General features: G+C 72.6%; 24 protein-coding genes. 12 read left to right on the top strand and 12 right to left on the bottom strand.

The window, feature by feature from the left end:
- Nucleotides 1-9 precede the first annotated feature (9 nt).
- Together AC4H2G_RS09330 and AC4H2G_RS09325 are read right to left on the bottom strand one after the other, a co-directional pair.
- A complete protein-coding gene (locus AC4H2G_RS09330; RefSeq protein ID WP_494365480.1) occupies nucleotides 10-555 on the bottom strand; it encodes an SRPBCC family protein in 546 nt (181 codons plus the stop codon).
- The gene (locus AC4H2G_RS09325; protein ID WP_494365479.1) at nucleotides 552-920 is read right to left on the bottom strand and encodes an ArsR/SmtB family transcription factor; all 369 of its coding nucleotides are present in this window, start codon (nucleotides 918-920) and stop codon (nucleotides 552-554) included. The genes AC4H2G_RS09330 and AC4H2G_RS09325 overlap by 4 nt, the downstream gene beginning before the upstream one ends.
- Before the next feature lie 88 nt (nucleotides 921-1,008).
- On the opposite strand from AC4H2G_RS09325, the gene AC4H2G_RS09320 reads away from it, so the two are divergent.
- Nucleotides 1,009-1,821 (top strand): TSUP family transporter, encoded by an 813-nt coding sequence (locus AC4H2G_RS09320; protein ID WP_494365478.1) that lies wholly within the window; start codon nucleotides 1,009-1,011, stop codon nucleotides 1,819-1,821.
- Between the two features lie 181 nt (nucleotides 1,822-2,002).
- On the opposite strand, the gene AC4H2G_RS09315 is transcribed toward AC4H2G_RS09320, so the two are convergent.
- The 6 genes from AC4H2G_RS09315 to AC4H2G_RS09290 all read right to left on the bottom strand — a co-directional run bounded on the left by AC4H2G_RS09315 (nucleotide 2,003) and on the right by AC4H2G_RS09290 (nucleotide 10,283).
- Entirely contained in the window at nucleotides 2,003-3,028 is a 1,026-nt protein-coding gene (locus AC4H2G_RS09315; protein WP_494365753.1) for an ABC transporter permease, read from the bottom strand.
- Between the two features lie 177 nt (nucleotides 3,029-3,205).
- Nucleotides 3,206-4,189, bottom strand: a complete 984-nt coding sequence (locus AC4H2G_RS09310; RefSeq protein WP_494365477.1) for an ABC transporter permease — start codon at nucleotides 4,187-4,189, stop codon at nucleotides 3,206-3,208.
- A complete protein-coding gene (locus tag AC4H2G_RS09305) occupies nucleotides 4,186-5,001 on the bottom strand; it encodes an ABC transporter ATP-binding protein (RefSeq protein ID WP_494365476.1) in 816 nt (271 codons plus the stop codon). The genes AC4H2G_RS09310 and AC4H2G_RS09305 overlap by 4 nt, the downstream gene beginning before the upstream one ends.
- Nucleotides 4,998-5,861: an ABC transporter ATP-binding protein gene (locus tag AC4H2G_RS09300; protein WP_494365475.1), complete on the bottom strand. Its 864-nt coding sequence runs from the start codon at nucleotides 5,859-5,861 to the stop codon at nucleotides 4,998-5,000. The genes AC4H2G_RS09305 and AC4H2G_RS09300 overlap by 4 nt, the downstream gene beginning before the upstream one ends.
- Before the next feature lie 151 nt (nucleotides 5,862-6,012).
- Nucleotides 6,013-7,683 (bottom strand): ABC transporter substrate-binding protein, encoded by a 1,671-nt coding sequence (locus tag AC4H2G_RS09295; protein ID WP_494365474.1) that lies wholly within the window; start codon nucleotides 7,681-7,683, stop codon nucleotides 6,013-6,015.
- Nucleotides 7,684-7,769: 86 nt separating this feature from the next.
- Nucleotides 7,770-10,283: a beta-glucosidase family protein gene (locus AC4H2G_RS09290; RefSeq protein ID WP_494365473.1), complete on the bottom strand. Its 2,514-nt coding sequence runs from the start codon at nucleotides 10,281-10,283 to the stop codon at nucleotides 7,770-7,772.
- A gap of 217 nt (nucleotides 10,284-10,500) precedes the next feature.
- On the opposite strand from AC4H2G_RS09290, the gene AC4H2G_RS09285 reads away from it, so the two are divergent.
- The 3 genes from AC4H2G_RS09285 to AC4H2G_RS09275 all read left to right on the top strand — a co-directional run bounded on the left by AC4H2G_RS09285 (nucleotide 10,501) and on the right by AC4H2G_RS09275 (nucleotide 13,754).
- On the top strand, nucleotides 10,501-11,136 hold the full coding sequence (locus AC4H2G_RS09285) for a TetR/AcrR family transcriptional regulator (RefSeq protein ID WP_494365472.1): 636 nt from the start codon (nucleotides 10,501-10,503) through the stop codon (nucleotides 11,134-11,136).
- A gap of 130 nt (nucleotides 11,137-11,266) precedes the next feature.
- On the top strand, nucleotides 11,267-12,589 hold the full coding sequence (locus tag AC4H2G_RS09280; RefSeq protein ID WP_494365471.1) for an aspartate kinase: 1,323 nt from the start codon (nucleotides 11,267-11,269) through the stop codon (nucleotides 12,587-12,589).
- Between the two features lie 25 nt (nucleotides 12,590-12,614).
- The gene (locus AC4H2G_RS09275) at nucleotides 12,615-13,754 is read left to right on the top strand and encodes an aspartate-semialdehyde dehydrogenase (RefSeq protein ID WP_494365470.1); all 1,140 of its coding nucleotides are present in this window, start codon (nucleotides 12,615-12,617) and stop codon (nucleotides 13,752-13,754) included.
- 244 nt (nucleotides 13,755-13,998) lie between these two features.
- Here the strand turns inward: AC4H2G_RS09275 and AC4H2G_RS09270 are convergent, their stop codons facing one another.
- Nucleotides 13,999-17,355 carry an SNF2-related protein gene (locus tag AC4H2G_RS09270; RefSeq protein ID WP_494365469.1) on the bottom strand — a complete coding sequence of 1,119 codons (3,357 nt, stop codon included), beginning with the start codon at nucleotides 17,353-17,355 and terminating at the stop codon, nucleotides 13,999-14,001.
- A 139-nt stretch (nucleotides 17,356-17,494) separates the two neighbouring features.
- Between AC4H2G_RS09270 and AC4H2G_RS09265 the strand changes: the two genes are divergently transcribed.
- The gene (locus tag AC4H2G_RS09265; protein WP_494365468.1) at nucleotides 17,495-17,716 is read left to right on the top strand and encodes a ribbon-helix-helix domain-containing protein; all 222 of its coding nucleotides are present in this window, start codon (nucleotides 17,495-17,497) and stop codon (nucleotides 17,714-17,716) included.
- A complete protein-coding gene (locus AC4H2G_RS09260) occupies nucleotides 17,703-18,053 on the top strand; it encodes a type II toxin-antitoxin system PemK/MazF family toxin (protein ID WP_494365467.1) in 351 nt (116 codons plus the stop codon). The genes AC4H2G_RS09265 and AC4H2G_RS09260 overlap by 14 nt, the downstream gene beginning before the upstream one ends.
- A 6-nt stretch (nucleotides 18,054-18,059) precedes the next feature.
- Here the strand turns inward: AC4H2G_RS09260 and AC4H2G_RS09255 are convergent, their stop codons facing one another.
- The gene (locus AC4H2G_RS09255; RefSeq protein WP_494365466.1) at nucleotides 18,060-18,746 is read right to left on the bottom strand and encodes a hypothetical protein; all 687 of its coding nucleotides are present in this window, start codon (nucleotides 18,744-18,746) and stop codon (nucleotides 18,060-18,062) included.
- A gap of 180 nt (nucleotides 18,747-18,926) precedes the next feature.
- Between AC4H2G_RS09255 and AC4H2G_RS09250 the strand changes: the two genes are divergently transcribed.
- From AC4H2G_RS09250 to AC4H2G_RS09225, 6 genes are all read left to right on the top strand, one after another.
- A complete protein-coding gene (locus AC4H2G_RS09250; protein ID WP_494365465.1) occupies nucleotides 18,927-19,334 on the top strand; it encodes a GntR family transcriptional regulator in 408 nt (135 codons plus the stop codon).
- A gap of 4 nt (nucleotides 19,335-19,338) precedes the next feature.
- The gene (locus AC4H2G_RS09245) at nucleotides 19,339-20,298 is read left to right on the top strand and encodes an ATP-binding cassette domain-containing protein (protein WP_494365464.1); all 960 of its coding nucleotides are present in this window, start codon (nucleotides 19,339-19,341) and stop codon (nucleotides 20,296-20,298) included.
- Complete coding sequence (locus AC4H2G_RS09240) at nucleotides 20,295-21,104, top strand: hypothetical protein (RefSeq protein WP_494365463.1); 810 nt, start codon at nucleotides 20,295-20,297, stop codon at nucleotides 21,102-21,104. Before AC4H2G_RS09245 ends, AC4H2G_RS09240 begins: the two co-directional genes overlap by 4 nt.
- 104 nt (nucleotides 21,105-21,208) lie before the next feature.
- Nucleotides 21,209-22,378, top strand: coding sequence for an ABC transporter ATP-binding protein (locus AC4H2G_RS09235; protein ID WP_494365462.1), 1,170 nt, complete (start codon nucleotides 21,209-21,211; stop codon nucleotides 22,376-22,378).
- Nucleotides 22,375-23,181 carry an ABC transporter permease gene (locus tag AC4H2G_RS09230; RefSeq protein ID WP_494365461.1) on the top strand — a complete coding sequence of 269 codons (807 nt, stop codon included), beginning with the start codon at nucleotides 22,375-22,377 and terminating at the stop codon, nucleotides 23,179-23,181. The genes AC4H2G_RS09235 and AC4H2G_RS09230 overlap by 4 nt, the downstream gene beginning before the upstream one ends.
- 132 nt (nucleotides 23,182-23,313) lie before the next feature.
- A complete protein-coding gene (locus AC4H2G_RS09225; protein WP_494365460.1) occupies nucleotides 23,314-24,048 on the top strand; it encodes a glutamine amidotransferase in 735 nt (244 codons plus the stop codon).
- A gap of 73 nt (nucleotides 24,049-24,121) precedes the next feature.
- Here the strand turns inward: AC4H2G_RS09225 and AC4H2G_RS09220 are convergent, their stop codons facing one another.
- Nucleotides 24,122-25,075 (bottom strand): sulfite exporter TauE/SafE family protein, encoded by a 954-nt coding sequence (locus AC4H2G_RS09220; RefSeq protein WP_494365459.1) that lies wholly within the window; start codon nucleotides 25,073-25,075, stop codon nucleotides 24,122-24,124.
- A 173-nt stretch (nucleotides 25,076-25,248) separates the two neighbouring features.
- Nucleotides 25,249-25,707, bottom strand: a complete 459-nt coding sequence (locus AC4H2G_RS09215; RefSeq protein WP_494365458.1) for an RrF2 family transcriptional regulator — start codon at nucleotides 25,705-25,707, stop codon at nucleotides 25,249-25,251.
- Nucleotides 25,708-25,761 lie beyond the last annotated feature (54 nt).

Genomic DNA, 25,761 nt, shown 5'->3' with positions numbered 1-25,761 from the left:
CCGCCCCGGTCAGGACCCGCCGGCCGCGGCCTGCTCGTAGTGCTCGGCGAGGGCGGCGACGTACTCCCGCCAGTCGAGGTCACCGGGATCCCGGCCCTCGCGCGCCGCGACGAGCCGGTCCAGGTAGTACTCCCATCCCGGCCCGACCGAGCTGGCGTCGTCGGACAACCCGAGCAGCTGACGGAACGTGAGCGTCGTGACGCCGTCGGCCTCGTCGAGGTCGAACGCGAGGTGCCACGTGTCGTCGCCCATCGCGGTGTCCGCGGCGAACCGGTGCGGTGGTTCGCACCGCGTGATCGTGTACTCCTCCGGGTCGACGTCGTCCCCCTCGGCGGTCATGAAGAAGGTCACCCGTCCCGTCGACGGGTCTCCTTCCCACCGGCCGATCCACCGTTCGAGCCGGTCCGGCTCGGTGAGGCTCGCCCAGACGTCGGTCGCGGGCGCGCGGAAGGTGCGGGTGACGACGAGCTCGGCGCCCGCAGGGCCGTGCTCGACCGTCCCGCGCGGGACGGGGCCCGTGGTGTCGGACCGGGTGGGGGTCGTCGGGTCGCTCATGCGCTCTCCTCGTGTCGGGCCGCGCCCGGCTCGGCGGCGCGGCGCTCTCGGGTCGTCCGGCGGACCTCGAGGTCGAGGCCGTCGAGGGCTCGGGCAGGGACGGGTGGTGCGGGGCGGTCGAGCGCGGTGACGAGGTCGCGCACGGCGCCGAGGCCGTCGGGACGCAGCGAGTAGACCCGGCGCCTCCCGACGGCGACGACGGCGACGAGCCCGGCCTCGCGCAGGACCCGCAGGTGCCGGCTCACGCCGGGCCGGGAGACGTCGTCGCGCGTGGCCGCGAGGTCGCCGGCCGACAGGTCTGCGCGGCGCAGCGCGATGAGCAGGTCCCGGCGGACCGGGTCGGCGAGAGCCTCGAACGCGTCCATCCGTCAAGCGTAACCGAGGGGTTACGTATTGTCAGCGGGTGGCGGCCCGCGGCGTGGCCGACCGGCCGAACCGTGGTACCACTGGGGTGTGCTGCCCGCCTTCGTCCTCCCGTCCACGGGCGGGCTCGAGATCGACGGCCTGACGGTCGTCCTCCTCGTGCTCGCCGCGCTCACGGCGGGATGGATCGACGCGGTCGTCGGCGGTGGCGGGCTGATCCAGCTGCCGGCGCTGCTGCTCGTCCCGGGCATCAGCCCGGTCCAGGCGCTCGCGACGAACAAGCTCTCGAGCATCATGGGCACGTCGGTCAGCGCGGCGACGTTCTACCGGCGCGTGGGTCCCGACCTGCGCACCGCCGGCCCGATGGCGCTCGCCGCCCTGGTCGGCGCGATCGGGGGAGCGGCGCTGGCGTCACGCATCCCGGCGGACCTGTTCACGCCGATCATCCTCGTCGTGCTCATCGCCGTCGCCACCTACACGATCGCGAAGCCGAAGCTGGGCCACGCGACGAACCTGCGCTGGGAGGGCAACGGCCACCGCTGGGCCGCCGCGGGCATCGGCCTCGTCATCGGCACCTACGACGGCCTGCTGGGCCCCGGGACGGGCACGTTCTTCGTCATCTCGCTCGTGAGCATCCTCGGCTACGCGTTCCTCCCGGCGTCCGCGCTCGCCAAGATCGCCAACTTCGCGACCAACGCGGGCGCGCTGATCTTCTTCGTCCCGTACGGCGCGGTCTTGTGGGGGCTCGGGCTGATCATGGGCGCGGCCAACCTGCTCGGCGCGTACGTCGGCGCGCGCATGGCGGTCGCGAAGGGCAGCGGGTTCGTGCGCGTCGTGTTCGTCGTCGTCGTCGGGGCGCTCATCCTCAAGCTCGGGTCCGACGTCGTGCGCGACCTCGTCTGAGCCGCTCGCCCGGGCGGCGCTCGCCCTGCTCGGCCCGCGGAGACCGCGGGCCGGACGACGCAGGCCCCGACCCGGGCCGCGTCGTCGGGCAGCAGGGGCGTGCTGCACGAGGCGGGGTGCCCGGGTCGGGGCCGTCGTCGGCGGGGTGCTGAGCGGCCCCCGCCTGCTGTCGCACGGGCGGTCACACGGAGCGGTGCGGCCATCCCGTGGCGACGGTCTCGTCGTCCTCCCCGTCGATCGCCGTGGCCGACGTGTCGACGCCGTCGGGTGCGGGAGAGTCCGGCGGCGGCGGCGCCACGCTCCGGTCGAGCAGGTCGGGCCGGTCGCTCACGGTCGTGACACCGCTCGAGACCTTGTAGCCCTTCTTGCGCATCGCGCGGGCGCGCTCGCCCGCCGAGCGCAGGCGCGGGTTGACGTACTCGTCGATGCCGAAGTTCACGAGCGACAACGCCATGCCGAGCAGCGCGATGCACAGGCCGGCGGGGACGTACCACCACCAGTAGTCCGGGAACGCGCCGTTCTGCTGGGCCCAGAAGAGGATCGTTCCCCAGTTGAGGTTCGTGATGGGGATGACCCCGATGAACGCGAGGGTCGTGAGACCCAGCACCGCGGCCGTCACCGTGCCGACGAAGCTCGACGCGATGATGGCCGTGAGGTTCGGGAGCATCTCGACGGCGATGATGCGGTGGAGCGGCTCGCCGTTCGCCCGCGCCGCCTGGATGAAGTCGCGGTTGCGCAGCGACATGGTCTGGGCGCGCAGCACGCGTCCGCCCCACGCCCAGCCCGTGATCGCCAGCACGCCGGAGATCAGCAGCAGGCTCGGGTTCTCGTACTGCGACGCCACGATGATCATGAGCGGCAGGCCCGGGAGCACGAGGAAGACGTTGGTCAGCGCCGACAGCGACTCGGAGCGCCAGCCGGCCACGTAGCCGGCCGTGACGCCGACGACCACGGCGACGAGCGTCGCGATGATCCCGGACACGAAGCCGACGACGAGCACGCCGCGCGTGCCGTAGATGATCTGGCTCAGGACGTCCTCGCCCATGTGCGTCGTGCCGAGCCAGTGCTGCCCCGACGGCGGCTGCTTGAGCGCCGTGAAGTCCTTGTCGAGCGGACCGTACGGTGCGATGAGGTCGCCGAACACGGCCAGCACCGTGAAGAACCCGAGGATCGCGAGCCCGGTGAGCGACTTGCCGCTGCGGAACATCGCGAACCCCCGCCCGAGGCGGGCCGAGCGCGAGCGGCCGCGCGGGGCGTCGCCCGACGGTGCCGGCGCGGGGGCTGACGCACGGGACGTGGCGGGGCCGGTCGCCGTCGGGCCGGAGGACGCAGGGCCCGGGGCGGCAGGCGTGCCGTTCGTGGAGGTCGAGGTGGACGTCATGGCTCAGGCCTCCGTCGCGCGGGTGCGCGGGTCGAGGGCGGCGTGCGCGACGTCCGCCAGGATGTTCGCCACGAGGACGGACAGCGTGATGACGAGGAACAGGCCCTGCATGAGCGGGTAGTCCTTCGCGTTCGTGGCGTCGAGGAGGAGCTTGCCGACGCCGGGGTAGGAGAAGACGAGCTCCATGACGAGCGTGCCGCCGACGATGAAGCCGAGCGACAGCGCGAAGCTCGAGAGCTGCGGCAGGACCGCGTTGCGCGACGCGTACCCGGACAGCACGCGGCGCGGGCTCAGGCCCTTGGCCTGCGCGACGGTCACGTAGTCCTCGTCGAGCACGGTGATGAGCATGTTGCGCATCCCGAGGACCCAGCCGCCGAGCGACGCGACGACGATCGTGAGCGCCGGCAGCGTGCCGTGCTGGATCACGTCCCACGCGAACTCGAACGACCACTCCGGGCTCGCGCCCTTGCTGTACGCGTGCGAGGCGGGGAACCAGCCGAGCGCGCTCGAGAAGACGGCGATCGCGATGAGGCCCATCCAGAAGTACGGGACGGTCGACATGAACGTCGCGACAGGGACGATCGCGTCGGCGCGGCTGCCGCGGCGCCAGCCGACGACCGCGCCCAGCGCGCTGCCGAGGAAGAAGCTGATGATCGTCGCGATGCCGACCAGGCCGAGCGTCCAGGGCAGGGCGACCGCGATGACGTCCCCGACGGGGGCGAGGCCCTTGGAGAACGACCGCCCGAGGTCGCCGGAGAGCATGAGCCCCCAGTAGTCGATGTACTGCTGGAAAAGCGACCGGTCCTCGTCGAGCCCGAAGAGCGTGCGCAGCGAGGCCGCGGCCTCCGGGCTGACCTTGCCCTGGTTCTTCGCCAGGTAGGCCGAGACCGGGTCGCCCTTCATCATGCGCGGCAGGAAGAAGTTGATGGTGATGGCCGCCCAGGCCGTGAACAGGTAGAACGCGGTGCGGCGCAGGAAGAATCTCACGGTCGGCTCCTCGACGCGTCGGTCGCCGCTCCGGCACCGGAGAAGTGGACCTCCGGGTTCGGCGAGGCGTCGCGCAGCGCGCGGGTGTAGGGGTGCTGGGGATCGAGGATCACGTCGTCGGCGGGGCCGTGCTCCACGACGACGCCGTGGTGCAGGACCATGATCTCGTCGCTGAAGTGCCGGGCTGTCGCCAGGTCGTGCGTGATGTAGAGGACGCCGAGGTTCGACGCCCTCTGCAGCTCGGCGAGCAGGTTGAGCACGCCGAGGCGGATCGAGACGTCGAGCATCGACACCGGCTCGTCGGCGATGAGCAGCGACGGTCGCGACGCCAGGGCGCGCGCGATGGCGACGCGCTGGCGCTGACCGCCGGACAGCTCGTGCGGGCGGCGCTCGACCACGCCCGCGTCCAGGTGCACGCGCTCGAGGAGCCGGTGCACCTCGTCGTCGACCTCGTCCTTGGGCACGACGTGGTCGAGGAGCAGCGGCCGCTCGAGGTGGTGGCGGATCGTGTGCGACGGGTTGAGCGACGCGAACGGGTCCTGGAAGACCATGCGCACCTGCTGCCGGTAGCGGCGCAGCGCCCGCCCGCGCCGGGGGATGGGCGCGCCGTCGAGCAGGATGTCGCCCGACGTCGCGCGCTCGAGCTGCGTGAGGATCTTCGCGATCGTCGACTTGCCGCTCCCGCTCTGGCCGACGAGCGCGATCGTGCGCCCGGACGTGATCGTGAAGCTCACGTCGTCGAGCGCGAGCAGCTCGCCGGAGCCGCGGACGCGGTACTTCTTGGTGACGTGGGAGAACTCGAGCGTGGTCATGCGACCGCCTCTCCTGCAGCGCTGTCCTGACGACCCCGCACGAACCCGCCCCGTTCGCCCGTGAGGCTCGGGAACGAGCCGAGGAGCGTGCGCGTGTACTCGTGCTGCGCGTGGTGGTAGATGTTCGACGCCGTGTCGAGCTCGACGATGCGCCCCTGGCGCATGACGGCGATGCGGTCGGAGATCTCGAGCAGCAGCGGCAGGTCGTGCGTGATGAAGATGACCGAGAACCCGAACTGCTTCCGCAGGTCGGAGATCTGCTGGAGGATCTCGCGCTGCACGAGCACGTCGAGCGCGGTCGTCGGCTCGTCCATGATCATGAGCTGCGGCTTGAGGGCGAGCGCCATCGCGATCATGACGCGCTGGCGCATGCCGCCGGACAGCTCGTGCGGGTACGAGCGCAGGCGCTCGCGGCCCACGCCGACGAGGTCGAGCAGGTCGCCGCACTCGCGCGTCCGCTCGGCGCGGCTCATCCGGGGGCGGTGGGTCTCGAAGACGTCGCCGAGCTGCTTGCCGATCTTCGTGACCGGGTTGAGCGCGTTCATCGCGCCCTGGAAGACCATGGACGCCTTGTCCCAGCGGAACCGGCGCAGCTCGGTCTCGGAGAGGCGCGCGATGTCGACGTCCTCGCCGGACTCGTCGTGGAACACGGCGTGCCCCGACGGGATGACGGCGGGCGGCTTGAGGAGGCGCTGCACGCCGTAGGCGAGCGACGTCTTGCCGCAGCCGGACTCGCCGGCGAGACCGAGGATCTCGCCGCGCTGCAGCGTGAAGGAGACGCCGGAGACGGCCTCGACGGGTGGGTCGACGTCGTAGACCACGCTGAAGTCCGTGACGGTCAGCAGGGGATCGGTGTTCACTCGTCCAACCTGTTCGTGGGGTTTGCGGTCAGTGCTGGGCGCCTGCACGGGGTGGTGCGCCGTGACGCGGCGGGTGCGCCGGGGACCGAGGTCCACCGGTGCACCCGCCGCGCCGGGTCACGCGCGGTCGTGGGTCACGACGGGTCGTGCGTCACTCCACCGGCTCGAGCTCGGTGAGGATGAGGACGGCCGTCGGCTGGGTCGGGTCCGCGTTCGTGTACGGGTCGGCGTCGCTCGGCCAGCCCGTGTAGTTGCGCGTGTTGAACTCGCTGATGAACGGACGGGTACCGATCGGCATCGCCGGGACGTCCTCGACGAAGATCTTCTGGACCTCCTCGATCGCGGCGGTGCGCGTCGCGTCGTCCGTCGCGTTGGCGTACTCCTCGAGCGCGGCGGTCGCCTCGGGGTTGTCGTAGCGACCGAAGTTGTAGTCCGCGGCCTCCCCGATCGGCTTGAGCCAGCGGCCGTCCATCATGTCGCTGTAGAGGTCGTACGGGGTCGCGCCCGTCTCGGTCCAGTGCAGGATCGCGTCGAAGTCGCCCGTGCCCTTCGAGGCCCACCAGGTGTCGGAGTCGGGCGTCGTGACGGTCGCCTCGACGCCGAGCGCCTTGACCGACTCCGCGATGAGGCTGATGCCGGTGACGTAGTCGTTCCAGCCCTGCGGGACCTGGAGCTCGAACGTGACGGGCTCGCCGTCGGGGTCGACCAGGGTCTCGCCGTCGAGCGTGTAGCCGGCGTCCTCGAGGACCTTCTTGGCGCCGTCCACGTCGACCGCGTACTCCTCGCCCTGGAACTCCTCGGCGATGTACGGGTCACCCGCGGGCTGGGGGAGCCCGGTGACAGAGGTGAGCAGCGGCACGCCGTCCTCACGCGCGATCTGCTGGTGCTGGGTCCGGTCGACCACCATGTTCACGGCCTTGCGGAACGCCACGTCGTTGAACGGCTTCTTCGTGGTGTTGACGAACATCGCGTCGACGCCGAGGCCGGCCGGGGCCCAGTAGACGTTGTGCTCCGGGTCCTTCTCGACGTACGCCGACTGGACGTTGGGGAGGAACGCCTGCGCCCAGTCCGCGTCGCCGTTGGCGAGCGCGGTCGTCAGGGCGCTGTTGTCGTTGTACGACACGTAGTACAGCGTCGGGACCGCGAGCTCGCCGCCCCAGTAGTCGTCGCGCGCGGTGAGCTCGACGCTCTCCGTGCTGAAGCTCTCGAGCGTGTACGGGCCGGTGCCGACGGGCTCGGGGTTGGTCTCCGTGGTCGGGTCCGCGACGCCCTCCCACACGTGCTTCGGCACGACGTACCGGTGCAGCACCTTGTCCTGCTTCGCGTACATCGAGGTGGCGAACGTCAGGGTCACGACGTCGCCGTCGACCGCGACGCTCTCGAGCGGCAGCGCGGCCGTGTTGAGCTCGGGCGTGTCGATGAGGATCTGGTACGAGAACGCGATGTCCTCGGCGGTCAGGGGCTCGCCGTCGTTCCACGTGACGTCGCTCTGCGTGGTGAGCTGGACGGACGTGTAGTCGTCCGACCACACGATCTCCGACGCGAGCCACGGCTTGATCGGGTCGGTCGGGCTCACGACGTTGACGAAGCCCACGGGCTCGTAGATGGCGTTGACGTAGCCGAGCTTGAGCGCCGACGAGTCCCCGATCCACGGGTTGTTGGACTCGGTCGCGATCGCGCCGTCGGGCTTGGCGATCGTCAGGGCGGCGCCGCTGGCGCCGGTGGTCGTGTCGGTGTCGCCGTCGCCGGACGATGCCGAGCAGCCGGTGAGCACGAGGGCAGTCGCGACGCCGAGCGCGATCGCGGAGGCCTTCAACCTCATGAGTCTCTCCTTCGAGAACGTCGGCCCGGCGGGTGCCGGGACGAAAGGGGCGGTGCAGGGGGTGATGCCGCGGTCCGGTGGTGGTGCTACTCCCGTCCGGTGGTGCTCTCCAGCGCCCGGACCGCGGTGTCCAGGCGGAGGTCGTCGATCGAGCGCCCGACCCGGAGCCGGTACGTCCCGGCGGGCAGGTCCCAGCGCTCGCTGTCGGTGTCCCACACCTCGAACCTGCGGCGCGGGACGGTGATGGTGACGTCGGCGGACCCGCCCGCTGCGACGTCGACGGAGGCGAACCCGCCGAGCCAGCGGGCCGGTCGGTCGCGGTGGGCGACCGGGGCCCGGCTCGGCGCGAAGGGCGCCTCGAGGTAGACCTGGACGGTCTCGCGACCGTCCCGGGACCCGGTGTTGGTGACACGGACGGTGACGGCGGCCTCGCCGTCGGGCGTCCAGGTCGCGGGTGCGACCTCGTCGTAGGACCACGTGGTCCAGCCGAGGCCGTGCCCGAAGGGCGCGGCGGGCCAGCGGCCCGAGCGCACCCAGGCGCGGTGGCCGACGTGCACGCCGTCGGTGTACTCGACCACGCCGCCCGCGGGGACGGCGTGGGGGACCGGGACGTCGGCCTCGTCGGCGGGGAGCGTCCACGGCAGGCGCCCGGTGGGCTCGACGGCGCCCGCGAGGACGTCGGCGATCGAGTGCCCCGCCTCCTGGCCGGGGAACCAGACCCACAGGACGGTGCGTGCGCGGTCGAGCCAGGGGAGGAGCACCGGGGCGCCGGCGTTGACGACGACGACCGCGTCCGGGTCGGCGTCGAGCACGCGCTCGACGAGCTCGTCCTGGCGGCCGGGCAGCGCGAGCGAGGTCCGGTCCCAGCCCTCCGACTCGACCTCCTCGTTCGTGCCGACCACGATGACGGTGAGGTCCGCCGCGCCCGCGGCGGCGACCGCCTCGGCGATCTCCTCGTCGACGGACGGGGCCGGGACGCGGTGCCGCAGCTCGGCGCGCACCATGTTGCCGTACCCCTGGGCGCGCGTGACGAGCAGCGAGGCGGTGACGCGGACGCGGCGCGGGGCGTCGACGTGCACGAGCGCCGGGACGCCGACCGGGTTGTTGATCGACGAGTCGAGGATGACCTCGACGCCCGAGCGGCGCAGGTCCTGCGCGACGACGACGCCGTCGACCTCGATCGTGTGACCGGGCACCGTGCCGACCTCGAGCGTGTGGTCGCCCGGCTCGTCGAGCAGCACGTCGGCGTCGAGCACGACGGTGTCGACGGCGTCCGGCAGGTCACGGAGGAAGCCGTCCCAGTGCGCCAGGACCTCCTTGCGCAGCGTCGCGCCCTCGGCGTCGAGCCACGTGACCTGGAGGGCCTGGTCGGGGAGCGAGCGGGCGGCCAGGTCGAGGCGCGGTGCCAGACGGCGCGCGTCGCCCCCGCGGGCCACGGTGAGCGAGGCGTCGGGCCAGCGGGCGGCCAGACCCTCGGCCGGGGTGACGACGTGCGCAGGCGCGACGGTCGAGCTGCCCCCGCCGAGCACGTGCGGACGCACCGCGTTGGGCCCGACGAGCGCGATCGAGCGCGGCGCCGGCCGGTCCCAGACGGGGTTCTCGGCGTCGGACCGCAGGACGACCGTGCCGCGCGCGGCGGTGCGGCGCACGAGCTCGCGCAGGTCGCCGTCGTAGGTCAGGGGTCGGGCCGGCTCGTCCAGCGCGCCGACGCGGCGCGCGAGGAGCAGGAGGCGCGCGACCTTGTCGTCGATCTCCGCCTCGGGCACGAGGCCGTCCTCGACGGCGCGCACGAGCCGGTCCTCCCAGGGCCCACCGGGTCCCGGCATGACGAGGTCGAGCCCACCGTTCGCCGACTCGGCGGTCGTGTGCGTCGCGACCCAGTCCGAGACGACCGCGCCGTCGAACCCGAGCTCGCGCTTGAGGACGTCGGTGACGAGGTGCCGGTGGGCCGTCATCGGCGCCGTCTCGGTGTCGTCGTCCACCTGGTTGTACGCGGCCATGACCGACCACGCGCCGGCGTCGACGGCGGCCTCGAACGGGGCGAGGTAGACCTCGCGCAGCGTGCGCGGGTCGACGTGCGCGACGTAGCTCGTGCGGTCCGTCTCGGAGTCGTTGGCGACGTAGTGCTTGACGCACGCCGCGACGCCCTCGTCCTGGAGGCCGCGCACGACGCCCGTGCCGATCTCCGCCGTGAGGTACGGGTCCTCGGCGTAGCACTCGAAGTGGCGGCCGCCCACGGGCGTGCGCTGGATGTTCACCTGGGGCGCGAGCACGACGTCGACGCCGTGGTCGCGGGCCTCACGGGCGAACGCCCGGCCGGTCTCGTGCGCGACGTCGCGGTCCCACGTGGCGCTGATCGCGCTGGGGGAGGGGAACAGGACCGACGTCTCGCCCTCGACCTCGCTCGTGCCGCGGACGCCGACGGGGCCGTCGGACAGGACGACGGGGCGCAGCCCGAGGCCGTCGTGGCCGTGGGTGCGCCACATCGACTGCCCGGTGAGGAGCCGGACCTTCTCGCGGAGCGGCAGACGCTGCGCACGGGTGCGCAGGTCGTCGAGCTCCGGGGAGGTGTCGGCTCCCGGGCGGGACTGCGGTGTCACGAAGGCTCCTCGTCGTCGAGCGGCTGTGGCGATGAACTTACCGTGCAGTCAGTAAGTTGGCAAGAATCTGCATCTGCGCAGGTCAGGGGCTATTTGTTCAATGGGCGCCGGGATGGAGGTGGTGCGCGAGGCATCCCGGCGTGCGTAGGATCGCCCCGGCGCAGACCGTCGACGGCCTGCGCGGGACCGACGACAGCGACGACGAGCGGAGGCGACGATGCCCAGCAGCACGAGCGTGAGGCGGCCCCGGATGCGTGCGGAGACCGTGCGCCGTCGCGAGGAGATCCTCCGCGCCGCGATGGTGACCTTCGGCAGCAAGGGCTATCACAACGGCCCGCTCGCCGAGATCGCCGAGCAGGTCGGCATGACGCACGCCGGGATCCTCCACCACTTCGGGTCCAAGGACGACCTGCTGCTGGAGGTCCTGCGGTTCCGCGACGAGACCGACGTCGCCGAGCTCGAGCCGCAGCACATCCCCGGCGGGCTGGAGATGTTCCGCCACCTCGTGCGGACCGCGTTCCTCAACGCGCAGCGCGCCGGCATCGTCCAGGCGTACGCGGTGCTGTCCGCGGAGTCCGTCACCGACGGGCATCCCGCCCGCAAGTTCTTCGAGATCCGCTATCGCACCCTGCGGGCCGAGGCGGTCGAGGCGTTCCAGGAGCTGTGCGTCGAGCGCGGCGTCGAGGCGCCCATGACCGTGCGCCACGCAGCCGCCGCGATCCTCGCCGTCATGGACGGCCTCCAGGTCCAGTGGCTCCTCGACCCCACGCTCGTCGACCTCGGCGAGGTGAGCGAGTTCGCCATCGAGGCGATCGTCGCGGCGGTCGTCGAGCCGAGGCCGTCGCCGCTCTGACCGCTCCCCGGGGCTCGCATACCGGGACGGACTTGGCCGGACGTCGGGCCGCGTGCCTATCATCGTGAGTCCCACAAGCACCCGGCGGGCCGTTGAGAGAGACGGAGGCCGGCGACAGACGGAGCAGCACGTGGCACTTGTCGTGCAGAAGTACGGCGGTTCGTCGGTATCCGACGCCGAGAGCATCAAGCGGGTGGCCAAGCGCATCGCCGAGGCGAGGCGGGCCGGTAACGACGTCGTGGTCGTCGTCTCCGCCATGGGAGACACGACGGACGAGCTCATCGACCTCGCGCAGCAGGTCACCCCCCTCCCGCCGCAGCGGGAGATGGACATCCTCCTCACCGCGGGCGAGCGCATCTCGATGTCGCTGCTCGCGATGGCGATCAACAGCCTGGGCGTCAAGGCGAAGTCGTTCACCGGCCAGCAGGCGGGCGTCATCACCGACGCCGTGCACGGCAAGGCGCGCATCGTCGACGTCGTGCCGCACCGCATCCGCGAGACGATCGAGAAGGGCCAGGTCGCGATCGTCGCCGGCTTCCAGGGCGTCACGGAGTCGACGAACGACGTCACGACGCTCGGCCGCGGCGGCTCCGACACGACCGCCGTCGCGCTCGCCGCGGGCCTCGACGCCGACGTGTGCGAGATCTACACGGACGTCGACGGCGTGTTCACCGCCGACCCGCGCATCGTCCCGAGCGCACGCAAGATCGACCGCATCACGTACGAGGAGATGCTCGAGATGGCGGCGAGCGGGGCCAAGGTCCTCGCGCTGCGCTGCGTCGAGTACGGCCGTCGGTACGGCGTGCCGATCCACGTCCGCTCGTCGTTCTCCGGCAAGGAGGGCACGTTCGTCAGCGCCGACGCGTACATGGCGCGCAACCCCGCACCCACAGCCGGAACCAGCTCTGCCGACATCCCCGAGGAGACCGTCATGGAAGCCCCGATCATCTCCGGCGTCGCGCACGACCGCAGCGAGGCCAAGATCACGGTCGTCGGCGTGCCCGACGTCCCGGGCACGGCAGCGCGCATCTTCGAGGTCGTCGCGGGCTCTGGCGTGAACATCGACATGATCGTGCAGAACGTGTCGGCCGCGCGCACCGGGCTGACCGACATCTCGTTCTCCTTGCCCGAGGGCGACGGTCCGGCCGCGATGTCGGCGCTCAGCGCGCTGCAGGCCGAGATCGGGTTCGGCTCGCTCCAGTTCGACGACCAGATCGGCAAGCTCTCGCTCGTCGGCGCGGGCATGAAGTCGCACCCGGGCGTCTCCGCGAAGCTGTTCGGGGCGCTGCGCGACGCAGGCGTCAACATCGAGATGATCTCGACCTCGGAGATCCGCATCTCCGTCGTCACGCGCGAGGACTCGCTGGACGATGCCGTGCGCGCCGTGCACACCGCGTTCGAGCTCGACACCGCCGACGGCGAGGCCGTCGTGTACGCCGGCACCGGCCGCTGACCGGACGGACGAGAGGAACCAGAACATGAGCACCGAGAACCTCCCGGGCCTGCACGTCGCCGTCGTCGGCGCGACCGGCCAGGTCGGCGCGGTCATGCGCCGCCTGCTCGACGAGCGCGACGTCCCCGTCGCGAGCGTCCGCTACTTCGCGTCCGCGCGCTCCGCGGGATCGACCCTGCCGTGGCGCGGCGAGGACGTCGTCGTGGAGGACGTCGCGGCGACCCCGACCGACGACCTGCGCGGCATCGACGTCGCGCTGTTCTCCGCGGGCGGTGCGACGTCGAAGGCCCACGCCGAGCGCTTCGCCGCGGCGGGCGCCGTCGTCATCGACAACTCGTCCGCGTGGCGCATGGACCCCGACGTGCCGCTCGTCGTGTCCGAGGTCAATCCCGGCGCGCTGCGCGAGGCGCGCAAGGGCATCGTCGCGAACCCGAACTGCACGACGATGGCCGCGATGCCCGTGCTGGCGCCGCTGGCCCAGGAGGCCGGGCTCGAGCGCCTGATCGTCGCGACGTACCAGGCCGTGTCCGGCGCCGGGCTCGCCGGCGCCGAGGAGCTGCGCGCCCAGGCCGTCGCGGGTGTGGCGGCTGAGGCCGCGGTCGCTGACGGCTCGGGGGCCGGTCTCGTCGGGCTGGTGCACGACGGCGGAGCGGTCGCCTTCCCCGAGCCTGTCGCCTTCCCGCGCAACGTCGCGTTCAACGTCGTGCCGCTCGCCGGGTCGATCGTCGACGACGGTCTCGAGGAGACGGACGAGGAGAAGAAGCTGCGCAACGAGTCGCGCAAGATCCTCGGCCTGCCCGAGCTCGCCGTCGCCGGGACGTGCGTGCGCGTGCCGGTGTTCACCGGCCACTCGCTCGCGATCCACGCCGAGTTCGGTGCGGCGATCACGCCCGACCGCGCCCGCGAGATCCTCGCGGACGCGCCCGGCGTCGCGTTGTCGGGCGTGCCGAACCCGCTCGAGGCGGCCGGCGAGGACCCGTCGTTCGTGGGCCGCATCCGCACGGACCAGTCCGTCCCGGGCGGCCGGGGGCTCGTGCTGTTCGTGTCCAACGACAACCTGCGCAAGGGCGCTGCGCTCAACGCCGTGCAGCTCGCCGAGCTCGTCGCGGCCGACCTCGACGCCGTCCGCGCGGCGTTCACCCCCGCCGCGGCGACCACGGCCTGACCCGTCTCCTGCCGAACACGACCTGAGGGACGTCATCCGCGCGATGACGTCCCTCAGGTCGTGTTCGGCAGCGCGCAGAGGCGTGGCCGGCACGAGCTCGACCGGTGCCCGACGGCGCGTGGTCCCGGGTCAGATGCGTGTCGCGCTGTTGAGATGTGAGGAGTTGTCGTTGCGAGGGCGGGTTGGGCGGCAACATGTCGCATCTCGTGGCGGCGATGTGCCGACCCCGTCCGGTCGTGGGCAGCTACCGCGATCCGCTGTCGCCGTCGAACAGCCCGCGAACGTCGTCGGCGCTGAGACCCCGGGAGAAGAGGTCCTCGTCGTCGCCGAGTACGGCTCCGATCATGGCAGCCTTGCGGTCCTTGAGCTGCATGACCTTCTCCTCGATGGTGCCCGACGCCACGAGCCGGAAGACCATGACGTTGCGGGTCTGGCCGATCCGGTGGGCGCGGTCGACGGCCTGCGCCTCGGTCGCCGGGTTCCACCACGGGTCGAGCAGGTACACGTAGTCGGCCTCGGTGAGGTTGAGCCCGAAGCCGCCGGCCTTGAGGCTGACCAGGAAGAGGGGCGCGGTGCCCTCCTTGAACCCGCGCACGACGTCGGCGCGGTGGCGGGTCGAGCCGTCGAGGTGCGCGTACTCGATCCCCAGCGCGCGGCAGCGCTCCTCCACGAGCGACAGATAGCTCGTGAACTGGGAGAACACCAGCGCGCGGTGGCCCTCCGCGATCACCTCGACGAGCTGCTCGAACAGCACGTCCAGCTTGCTCGACGGCACCCCGGCGTATGCCGTCGCGTCGACGAGCGTCGCGTCGAGCGCCATGCGGCGCAGCGTCGTCAGGGACCGGAAGATCGCGATGCGGTTGCTGTCGAAGTCGTCGAGCAGTCCCAGCACGCGGGTGCGCTCGCGCTGGAGACGGGCGTCGTAGGCGCGACGGTGCTTGGGCGCGAGCTGGACGGACAGCACCTGCTCCTGGCGCTCCGGCAGCTCGGGCGCGACCTGTTCCTTGGTGCGTCGCAGCAGGAGCGGGCGCACGCGCCGTCGCAGCCGGGCCACCCGGTCCCGCGCGAGCGCGCGGGCGTCGTCGTCGGCGTTCGGCCGGGACGCGGCCTCGATCGGCTTCGCGTAGTCCTCGCGGAAGCGTTGCAGCGACGGGTACAGGCCGGGCGCGACGACGGCGAGCAGCGCCCACAGCTCGGTCACGTCGTTCTCCATCGGCGTGCCGGTGACGGCGAGCTTGAACGGCGCGCGCAGCGCGCGGGCGCACGCGTTTCCCCGGCTGGCGTGGTTCTTGACGAACTGCGCCTCGTCCAGGATCAGCCCGGCCCACTCGACCTCGCTGAACTGGTCGACGTCGAGCCGGAAGATCGCGTACGACGTGACCACGAGGTCGGCGTCGGCCACCTCCTGGGCGAGCGGCGCCGTCGCCCGCGCACCCGTCGTCGACCGGACAGCCACCCGCAGCCCGGGGGAGAACCGTTCCGCCTCCGCGGCCCAGTTCCCCACCACGGACGCGGGCGCGACCACGAGGAACGGCGCGTTCGCGCCCTGCTCGCGCGCGTGGGTGATCAGCGCGAGGGTCTGGAGCGTCTTGCCGAGACCCATGTCGTCGGCGAGGATGCCGCCCAGCCCGTGGTCGTAGCAGAACGCGAGCCACTCGAAGCCTCGCTGCTGGTACGGGCGCAGCTCGGCCTTCAGACCCGACGGCGCGGAGAGCGTCCGAGGGCGAGCGGGGGCGCCGTCGATGCTCTCGTTCCTGGCCAGCGCGAGAAGACCACCGACCGACTGCCGCCAGCGCTCGGACTGGTCCACGACGTCGGCCAGCTCCTCGAGCTCGCCCCACACGCTCGCCTGGTGCCGGCTGATCCGGGGCGTGCCGGGCTGGTCGCTGAGCCGGGAGGCCTCGTCGAGGAGCTCGCGCAGACGCTCGAGCGCGGGGTGCCCGAGCCGCAGCCAGGAGCCGTCGACCAGGAGCAACCGGTCGTCGCCGTGGGCGAGGGCCCGGAGCAGGTTCGGCAACGGCACCTGGCGGCCGTCGACCTCCACCGCCACCGCGAGGTCGAACCAGTCGGTCTGGTCGGTCTCCGTCGCGCCCAGCAGGACCGTGGGCGCAGCGCCGAGCTCGGCGTACTCGGGGACGTCTGTTGCGTCCACCCGGACGTGGTCGAGCGCGTCGAGGACCGGCAGCAGCACGTCGGCCGCGTCCATGGCCTCGAGCCCGGTGAGCAGGTGCTGGTCCTGCGGCCGCAGGTGCGACAGGACGGGGAGCGCCTGAACGGCCCGGACGACGTCGACCCGGATGTGCTCCTCCGCCGCCAGGTCCCGCAGGTCGGCGTCCAGCGCGGCGGCCTGCACGGGGCGGTTCACGGTGCCGCGCGGGGTGTCGTACTCCCAGCCCCAGGTGAGGCGCAGCCGGGTCGGGGACTCGAAGACCGCCGTGACGGCCAGAGTCGTCACGGCCTGTTCAGGCAGCTCTACGCTTCCGTCCGTGCTGAGCACCTCGATCTGGCGGGCCAGGCGGGGGTGGTAGTCCGCCCAGTACTGGTCGGCATCCGACGCGGGCACCTCGATCGGGTCACCGGTGAGCAGGTCCGCCGTCAGGTCGGTGACCGGGGCGGCGCTCGGCCCCAGGACGAGCACGCGCCCGCCCTCGCTCTCGTCGAGCGCGAAGAGCCCGCGATCCCCGATCGCGCCACGAACGCCGTCGGCGACCGGGACGCCATCGAACTCCACGCGCGGGGCGAGCAGGAGGCCGTCCTGCGCGGCGCCGACGTCGAGCACCGCGCGGGCCTCGGCCGCGACCCGGACGACGTCCTTCTTCGTGCTGCCCACCAGGGGGATGCCCAGCTCGACGGCGTGTGCCAGGTGCGGCCACAGCAGGCGCGGCCGGAACGCGTCGAGGGACTCCCAGGAGCTCGCGTCGTACCGGTACGGCGCAGCACTGCGCATGGCGCTCAGCTCGAGCAACCACTGGTGTGCCTGCGGCTCCCACGGGGTGCCGCGATGGCCGTAGCGGAGCGAGTCCCACGACAGGTGCCCGGACGACCACGCCCCGTTCCGTCCCTGCGCCGCCGGGCGGACCGACACCGTGAGCGGCCCGGGGGACCGGCGCCCGAGCTTCTGTCTTCCCAGCCCGTCGACCCGGACCTGCAGCCCGAGCGGAGCCGTGACCCGCGGTGCCGGGGTCTGGGCGGTGGCGAGCGGCAGCCGGTCGAGCACCCGCTTCCAGGCGGGAACGACGGCGGGGCGCCCGTCGCGTCCCTGCTCGCCGGTCGGCGCGGCGCCGGGGAGCGCTCCGCCCGCGGCGAGCTCGGCGGCCTCGAGCAGGAGCGCCGCCGAGTGCTTGCAGTCGACGCCCACCGGGCACGTGCAGTCGCCGTCCTCGAGCTGGAGCCGGTCCCCGACGAGCACGAAGTACGCGGCGCACTCGTAGGCGTTCCTGCCGCTGCCACGCACCGTCCCCTCGAGTCTGAGCTCGCGAGCGTCCCAGTTCACGTCCAAGACCATGCCCTGCGCCTGGTAGGCCGAGCCGCGCTGGAACGCGGCCTGCCCGACCAGCGCAGCGACATCGGCATCATCCGGAGCGAGGAACAGGACTGCCACCTGGCGATGATGTCACGCGCCTCCGACGAACCTGCCTGGCGGCGAGTGGTGCGGGGTTGGTCGCATGACCAGGTCGCTCATCAGGACGGGTAGTGCCACGCCGTCCTACCCCGGTAGTATCAACGGTATGAAGGTAAGTGTGAGCCTGCCGGAGCGCGACATCGAGTTCCTGGACGAGTACGCCGCCGAGCAGGGCCTCGAGTCCCGGTCGGCCGCGTTTCACGCGGCGATCAAGGCGCTGCGCGACCGTGACCTGCAGGACGAGTACGCTCTCGCGATCGACGAGTGGTATTCGTCGGGCGATGCCGAGGCCTGGGACGCCACGGTTGCCGACGGGATCGAGCCCGATGCGCCGCGGTGAGGTCTGGTACGCGGATCTCGAGCCCGTGCGGGGTGCCGAGTCGGACAAGGTCCGGCCGGTCGCCATCGTCTCGACCGACGCGCACAACGCCGTGGCGCAACGGCTCGGCAGGGGCGTGCTCACCGTCGTCCCGCTCACGAGCAACGTCCGGCGCGTCCTGACGTTCCAGGTGTTGGTCGGGGCGGGCACCGCAGGACTACCTGTCGACTCCAAGGCTCAGGCGGAACAGGTGCGGGCGCTGGACCTGTCACGGCTCGTGAACCGGGCCGGTCGGCTCACCGCGGAACAGTCCGCTGCGCTCGACGAGGCGCTGCTCGTCCACCTCGGCCTCACCTGAGCGGATCTACCTCGCCGGGCGGGTGCCGAGCGTCGGGGCGAGGGCCCACAGCGCGAGCGCCGCGAGCACGTGCCACACCGCGTGGCCCTGCAGCGTCACGCCGAGCGGCCCGTCGGCGTCGCACAAGGGCCACCCGGCGCGGGTCAGCGTCCCGATCGTCCCGCCGACGGCGAGCAGCACGAGCGCGGTGACCGTGCGCCGTCGGACGCCGGGGCGTCGCCAGGCCCGGACGACGCTCGCCGCCACGGCGACCACCGCCACGACCACCTGCGCCACGGTCGACGCCGGGACGCTCACCGCGGCGATCGCGACGCCGACGAGCGTCGGCGCGAGCCACCACCACGTCCGCAGCCGTCGTCCCGTCAGGTCCGCGACGGCGTCCGCCGCGACGAGCGCGAGCGCGCCGAGCAGCGGCGGGTCGTGCGCCACGGGGTTCCACGACGGCGACGGTCCGTGCTGGACCACCGAGCCGACCCCGATCAGCGCGACCAGGACGCCGAAGGCGAGCCGCGCGCGCCGGGCGGCGGCGCCGTCGGGCACGGAAGGCGTGGTGCTGCCCGACGGCGCGTGGTGGCGGGCGCGGAGCGTCGCCCCCATGATCGCCGCGCCCGCGACGACGAACACGAGGCTCGTCCACGTGCTCAGCGGCTCCGCCCACGGCGTCCCGCCCGCGAGCTCGCACGCTCCCTCCACGCCGTCTCCTTCCGACGGGGGATGCCGCGGTCACGTCCAGGGTGCGCCATCAGTGACCACGGTTCTACCTCGCCGAACACGGTTCTCCGTCGGCAGAGGGGTTGCGCAACGCTGCGCACCCGTGGTTCATTAGTGGAGTAATGAACCACTGAACACGAGAACCAGGAGAGGATGGGCGCCATGTTCGACGGTCCGGAACCCATCTACCTCCAGATCGCCCAGATGATCCGGGCGCAGGTCCTCGCGGGCGAGACGGCAGAGGAGGAGCAAGTCATGTCGACGACGGAGTTCGCGACGACGTTCCGCATCAACCCCGCGACGGCAGCCAAGGCGTTCGCCCTTCTCGTCGACGAGGGCGTGCTGTACAAGCGGCGCGGCCTGGGGATGTTCGTCGCCCCCGGGGCGCGTGAGCGACTGCTCGCGAGCCACCGCGAGAGCTTCTTCGCCGAGGTCCTCGACCCCGCGCTCGTCCAGGCCGACCTGCTCGACATCCCTGCCACCGAGATCGTGGCGCACGTCCTCGGTCGCCCGCGCCGCGAGCCCGGCGCGGGCTCGACCACCCACCCGACCACCGACAACCCGAGGTGACCCCGTGACCGCCCGGCCCAGCTCCGCCCCGAGCGCCGTCCCGACCGCCCCCGAGCCCTTCGGCGCCGAGCTGCGCGACGTCGTCGTCCGCTACGGGCGGTCCGACGACCTCGCGCTCGCCGGCGCCACCCTGACCGTCCGGCCCGGCACCATCACCGGGCTCCTGGGTCGCAACGGTGCCGGCAAGACGACGCTCGCCGCGCTCCTCGCCGCGTTCCGCCGACCGACGTCCGGGAGCGTGCGCGTCGGGCCCGACGCCGCGCTCGAGGACCCGTTCGAGAACCCCTGGACCATGATGCACACCCAGCTCGTCCGGGAGAGCGGCGACGTGTGGGGCGACAGCAAGGCGAAGGACACGCTCGAGTACTACGCCGCGCTGCGGCCGCACTGGGACGCGGACCTCGCGGCACGGCTGCTCGACGAGTTCGAGATCTCGCCGCGCAAGCACCCCGACCAGATGTCGCGCGGCAAGCGCTCAGCCCTCGGTGCCGTGATCGGCCTCGCCTCGCGCGCGCCGCTGACGATCTTCGACGAGGTGTACCTCGGCATGGACGCGCCGAGCCGGTACGCGTTCTACGACGCGCTCCTCGCCGACTACGCCGAGCATCCGCGCACGATCGTCCTCTCGAGCCACCTGATCGACGAGGTCGAGCGGCTCTTCGAGGACGTCGTCGTCATCGACCGCGGCAAGGTGCTGCTCGCCGAGCCGGCGGAGGACGTCCGCGGGCGCGGCGTGAGCCTCACGGGTCCGGTCGAGCTCGTCGACCGGTTCGTCGACGGTCGCGAGGTCCTCGCCCGGCAGCGCCTCGGCGGCACCGCGCAGGTCACGCTCTTCGGCACGTTCGGTGCCGACGAGCGCGTCGCCGCGACGGGCGCGGGCCTCGAGGTCGGCAGCGTGCCGGTGCAGGACCTGTTCGTCCACCTGACCCGACGACCCGGGCCCGACCGGGAGGAGGCACGATGAGCACCCAGACCTTTCCGGCGCCGCCGGACCGCGCGGCGCAGCGCGCCGCCCTCGTGAAGGCATCGCACAGTCGGGGTGTCCGCGCGACGGCCGAGTACGCGATCGGCTGGACCTGGGTCATCGGCCTGTGGTTCTGGGCGATCGCGCTCGTCGTCGGCGGCATCATCCTGTTCGTCATGCAGCGCGCCGGAGACGTGGAGATCACGGCGGTCGGCGGCCCGGCAGAGTCCGCGCCCTACTTCCTGCTCGTCATGGGGATCATCATGCCGCTGGCGATGATCGCGCTGCACGTCGCGGCGGGCGGGACCCGCCGGTCGTTCATCCACGGTCTGACCCTCTCCGGCGTCGTCGTCGGTGTGACCTTCGGCCTCGCGGCCGCCGTCGTCGCGTGGGTCACGTGGTGGGCGGCGGACCGGTACGGCTGGCCCACCGAACCGGAGGTCGACCGCCTCTACACCGACGGCTCGCAGTTCGGGCTGGTGCTCCTCGTGCAGTCGGTGTTCTGCGCCGTCTACTTCCTCGTGGGAGCGGTGATCGCGCTCGGGTACTACCGGGCGGGCTTCTGGCGGGGCACCGCACTCGTGCTGGTCACGCTCGTCCCGCTCACGGTCGCCGAGCTCTCCCTGCAGTCCGGATGGTTCGGCTGGGCGCTGGCCCGTGCGGTCGGCCTGCCCGTGCTCCCCGTGTGGGGTGCGGCGCTCGGCGGTCTCGCCGCCGTCGCGCTCGCCGCACTCCTCGTCCGCGCCGTCGTGCGCGACGTCGCGATCCGGCCGGTCGAGTTCGCCCGGAGCGTGTCGACGGGCTGAACCGCACCCCAGCACGCCTGGGACTCCCGCACCTGTCCGAGAACGACCTGGTCCGACGGCGCTCCCGCCGCTCGGCGGGTCCCGCACACCCTCAGGAGGTTCGCATGACCACCGCACCACGCCCCGCGGCCGCTGCAGCCACGACCGCCGCCACATCCGTCGCCACGGCCGCCGCCACATCCGTCGCCACGACCTCGCCCGACGCCGTCGCTCCCGTCGTCGAGGTCCGGCACCTGCGCAAGACGTACGCGGGCCCGAAGGGCTCGAGCGACCGCAAGGTCGCCGTCGAGGACGTGAGCTTCTCCGTCGCACCGGGGGAGATCTTCGGCATCCTCGGCCCGAACGGGGCCGGCAAGACCACGACCGTCGAGTGCCTCGCGGGCCTGCGCGAGGCCGACAGCGGCTCCGTGCGCGTGCTCGGCGTCGACCCGCAGACCCACCCGGAGCGGGTCCGCGACGCCCTCGGGATCCAGCTCCAGGAGTCGGCGCTCAACGAGAAGATCACCGTCGCCGAGGCGATGCGCCTCTTCGCGTCGTTCTACGAGTCGCCCGCCGACGCGGACGAGCTGCTCGAGCTGCTCGAGCTCACGGAGCACCGCGGCGTCGCGTACGCGAAGCTCTCGGGCGGGCAGAAGCAGCGCCTGTCCATCGCGCTCGCGCTCGTGGGCAACCCGCGTGTCGCGATCCTCGACGAGCTGACGACGGGTCTCGACCCGCAGGCCCGCCGCACCGCCTGGGACCTCGTGGAGCGCGTGCGCGACCGCGGCGTGACGGTCCTGCTCGTCACGCACTTCATGGACGAGGCGGAGCGCCTGTGCGACCGGCTCGTCGTCATCGACCGCGGTCGAGTCGTCGCCTCGGGCAGCCCCGCGGAGCTCATCGACGCGCTCGACGACTCACGGACGATGCGGCTCCGCGTGCCGGCCGTCGACCACGACGTCACGCTGCACACGCTCGCCGGCCTCGTGGACGTCGAGCACATCGAGGTGATCGACGCCGTCCGCCCGGCCGACCGCGAGATCGAGGTGCGCGGGTCGCGCCGGGTGCTGCCCGCCGTCGTGCTCGCGCTCGCGGAGCACGACGTCGTGCCCGACGACGTCCGCACCGTCTCCCGGTCCCTCGAGGACGTCTTCGTGGCCGTGACCGGCCGCTCGTACGACCCGACCGCAGCGGCCGACCCCACCGCGGCGGCCGACCCGACCGCTGCCGACCACGCCGCATCCCCTGCCGCCGGCACCCCTGCCGGTGCACGCCGCGAAGGAGCCTCCCGATGACCACCGCGACCCTCTCCCCGTCGGTGCCGACCACCCGCGTCGCCGGGTGGCGCGGCTTCCGCACCCTCCTGACGACCGAGGCGCGGCTGTGGCTGCGCGATCCCGGCACGGTCTTCTTCTCGCTGGCGTTCCCGACCGTCCTGCTGATCGGCGTCGGCTTCGCGATCCCCGGCATGCGCGACCCGATCGAGGGGATGGGCGCGCCGTGGGAGGGCCTCACGGCGATCGCCGCGTTCGTCCCGGTGGTGCTCTCCGCGGCGGTCGCGACGCCCGCGCTCACGACGATGCCGGTCTACTTCGCGACCTTCCGCGAGAAGGGGCTGCTGCGACGGCTGTCCACGACGCCGATGCGCCCGCAGGGCATCGTCGTCGCGCACCTCGTCATCAACCTCGTCGCGATCGTCGCGGCGTCCGCGATCGCGCTCGTCGTCTGCCAGCTCGCGTTCGGTCTCGCCGTGCCCCGCCACCTCGGGACCGTCCTGCTGGCCTTCCTGCTCACGATCCTGTCGATGCTCTCGCTCGGGACGCTCGTCGCGGCGCGGGCGCCCAAGGCGAGCACCGCCTCGGCGGTCGGGACGCTGATCTACTTCCCGATGCTGTTCCTGTCGGGGCTCTGGACGCCGGGCCCGATCATGCCCGACGTCGTGCGCGAGATCGGGCAGTACACGCCCCTCGGGGCGGCGTCCCAGGCGCTGACGGCGGGCTGGTTCGAGGACGGCTTTCCGACGCTGCAGATGGTCGTCATGGCGCTGTGGACCGTCGTCCTGCTCCCGCTGGCGATCCGGCTCTTCCGCTGGAGCTGACGGTCGGGGCACGGTGCCGAACCCCGGGTTGTCACCCGATCGACGTGCTGATCGGGACGCAACCCGGGGTTCGGCACCGTGCCCGGCCGGCCTCGTGGAGCGAGCGCCGCCCGCCGTGCCTAGCGTGGCGGCATGCGGCCCTTCCTGCTCCTCGCGTCCCGGGCCGAGGACGTCGCGGCGGACGGTGAGCACGACGCCGTGCTCCGCTTCTCGGGCCTGCGCCCCCGCGAGCTGCACCGCGTCCGGATGGAGGCAGGTCCTCTGCCGCCGATCGACCTCGACGACTACTCGGGAGTGATCGTCGGCGGGAGCCCGTTCGACTCGTCGCGCCCGGACGCGCAGAAGTCGGACGCCCAGCGCCGCGTCGAGCGCGAGCTCGCGCCCCTGCTCGACGAGATCGTCGACCGGGACGTGCCGTTCCTCGGCGCGTGCTACGGCGTCGGGACGCTCGGCCTGCACGAGGGCGCGGTGCTCGACGACACGTTCGCCGAGCCCATCTCGCCGGTGACCGTCCGGCTGACGCCGGAGGGTCGCGCGGACCCGCTCCTCGCCGGTCTGCCGGACGCCTTCGAGGCGTACGTCGGGCACAAGGAGGCCGTGCGGGAGCTGCCGCCGCACGCGGTGCTGCTCGCGTCGTCGGACACGTGCCCCGTGCAGATGTTCCGCGTCAAGGAGAACCTCTACGCGACGCAGTTCCACCCGGAGCTGGACCTCGACGGGATCCTCACGCGCATCGGCGTGTACCAGGGGTACGGGTACTTCGCGCCGGGTACGGCCGGCGAGGTCGAGGCGACGGTGCGCCGGGGCGACGTGCGGTACCCGGGCCGGATCCTCACGGCGTTCGTCCGGCGCTACGCCCGGGACTGAGCCGACGCCGGGCGAAGGCCCCCGCATCTGGGCGAGAATTCGTCCTCGGCGAGGGGTCATCCCCCGTAAGGGTTCAGCGGCCCGTGCCGTGCTCCGCGCCCGCGAGCGTCCCGGCGCCGACGGCGTCGTCGTCGGCGAGCGCCTCGGCCTCGGTGGCCAGCGCCTTCGCCCGACGGTGCTCGCGGACCGACCAGGCGACTGCCGCGGCCCAGACGACGGCGACCAGGCCGAGCACGACGCCCTGGACCGTGCCGCTCGCGTCGACCCAGTCGGAGCGCAGGAGCGTGCGGACGTTCGTCAGGACGATGACGCCGCCGACGGCCGAGCCGAGGATGCGCGGCGGGAGGTGCCGCACGAGCCACGCGGCGATCGGGGCCGCGACGAGACCGCCGGCGAGGAGCGCGACGACCCACTGCAGGTCGATCCCCTGGGTGCCGAGCGAGACGAGGAAGCCGAGGGACGCGGCGACGGCGACGAGGAACTCGCTCGTGTCGATCGAGCCGATGACCTTGCGGGGCTCGATTCGCCCCGACGCGAGCAGCGCGGGCGTCCCGACCGGGCCCCAGCCGCCGCCACCGGTCGCGTCGACGAACCCCGCGACGAGCCCCAGCGGGCCGAGGAAGCGCTTGCGCAGCGGGAGGCCGAGGCGGCCCGTGGGAAGCCCCGCGACGGTGAACCGCGTGAGCACGTAGATCCCGAGCGCGAGGAGGAGCAGCGACATCACGGGGGCCGCGACGTCGCTCGAGAGGCTCGAGAGGAACGTCGCCCCGGCGAACGCGCCGACCGCGCCGGGCACGCCGATGCGCAGCACGACCTTCCAGTCGACGTTGCCGAAGCGCCAGTGCGCGGCGCCGGAGGCGAGCGTCGTGCCGATCTCGGCCAGGTGGATCGTCGCCGAGGCAGCGGCCGGGTTGGTGCCGATCGCGAGGAGGAGGGTCGTGGACGTCACGCCGTAGGCCATGCCGAGGCTGCCGTCGACGAGCTGCGCGCCGAGGCCCACGAGGGCCAGCAGGATGAGGGTCCGCACCGCAGTCCTCCGTGGTCGGTCAGCCGGGCAGCGCCCGAGGTCTCCGACAAGGTTGACCGAGGAGGTCCAGTATGTGAAGCGCCGACCACATCGTGGGCGAGTGTTAACGGCTCGCCCGGGTCAGTGCTCGTCGGTGATCGTCGGTGCTCGTCACGTGCCGGCCAGGTGGCTGGTCACGGGTTCTCCCACGCGTCGGCCCGCGCCGCGAGCGCGTGGACGGCTTCGGGCAGGTCGCGGCGCACGACGTCCGCGATCGTGACGCGGTCGAGGACGTCGCGCACGCTCGCGCGCAGCGCCACCCAGACCTCGAGCAGCGCCGCCGCCGACCCCTCGTACTCGAGGCTCGGCGGACGCTCGTCGCGCACGGTGACGAGAGGGCCGTCGACCGCGCGGAACACGTCCGCGAGCGTGATCTCCGTAGCGGGCCGGGCGAGGCGGTGCCCGCCGGAGCGACCGCGGACGCTCGCGACGATGCCGGCGCGTCGTAGGTCGCCGAGGATCCGTTCGAGGAAGCTCACGGGCAGGCCTTGACCGGCCGCGAGGTCCTCCGCCCGCACGGTGTCGCCGTGCGGGGACGCCGCGAGCTCGGCGCACGCCCGCACCGCATAGTCTGCCTTCGCCGAGACACGCATGAGGCCATTGTGCCGTGGGTCGCGATCTCACCCGGTCCGGCCGCTCCTCCGCAG

The organism is Cellulosimicrobium sp. BMG9.23, from assembly GCF_059159985.1.
This window is presented reverse-complemented; position numbering and strand designations above follow the sequence as displayed.

Excerpts from the sequence above, each read along its gene's own strand:
- AC4H2G_RS09330 (WP_494365480.1), bottom strand. The coding sequence starts at position 555 with ATGAGCGACCCGACGACCCCCACCCGGTCCGACACCACGGGCCCCGTC.
- AC4H2G_RS09325 (WP_494365479.1), bottom strand. The coding sequence starts at position 920 with ATGGACGCGTTCGAGGCTCTCGCCGACCCGGTCCGCCGGGACCTGCTC.
- AC4H2G_RS09315 (WP_494365753.1), bottom strand. The coding sequence starts at position 3,028 with ATGTTCCGCAGCGGCAAGTCGCTCACCGGGCTCGCGATCCTCGGGTTC.
- AC4H2G_RS09305 (WP_494365476.1), bottom strand. The coding sequence starts at position 5,001 with ATGACCACGCTCGAGTTCTCCCACGTCACCAAGAAGTACCGCGTCCGC.
- AC4H2G_RS09295 (WP_494365474.1), bottom strand. The coding sequence starts at position 7,683 with ATGAGGTTGAAGGCCTCCGCGATCGCGCTCGGCGTCGCGACTGCCCTC.
- AC4H2G_RS09285 (WP_494365472.1), top strand. The coding sequence starts at position 10,501 with ATGCCCAGCAGCACGAGCGTGAGGCGGCCCCGGATGCGTGCGGAGACC.
- AC4H2G_RS09275 (WP_494365470.1), top strand. The coding sequence starts at position 12,615 with ATGAGCACCGAGAACCTCCCGGGCCTGCACGTCGCCGTCGTCGGCGCG.
- AC4H2G_RS09260 (WP_494365467.1), top strand. The coding sequence starts at position 17,703 with ATGCGCCGCGGTGAGGTCTGGTACGCGGATCTCGAGCCCGTGCGGGGT.
- AC4H2G_RS09250 (WP_494365465.1), top strand. The coding sequence starts at position 18,927 with ATGTTCGACGGTCCGGAACCCATCTACCTCCAGATCGCCCAGATGATC.
- AC4H2G_RS09240 (WP_494365463.1), top strand. The coding sequence starts at position 20,295 with ATGAGCACCCAGACCTTTCCGGCGCCGCCGGACCGCGCGGCGCAGCGC.
- AC4H2G_RS09235 (WP_494365462.1), top strand. The coding sequence starts at position 21,209 with ATGACCACCGCACCACGCCCCGCGGCCGCTGCAGCCACGACCGCCGCC.
- AC4H2G_RS09230 (WP_494365461.1), top strand. The coding sequence starts at position 22,375 with ATGACCACCGCGACCCTCTCCCCGTCGGTGCCGACCACCCGCGTCGCC.
- AC4H2G_RS09225 (WP_494365460.1), top strand. The coding sequence starts at position 23,314 with ATGCGGCCCTTCCTGCTCCTCGCGTCCCGGGCCGAGGACGTCGCGGCG.
- AC4H2G_RS09215 (WP_494365458.1), bottom strand. The coding sequence starts at position 25,707 with ATGCGTGTCTCGGCGAAGGCAGACTATGCGGTGCGGGCGTGCGCCGAG.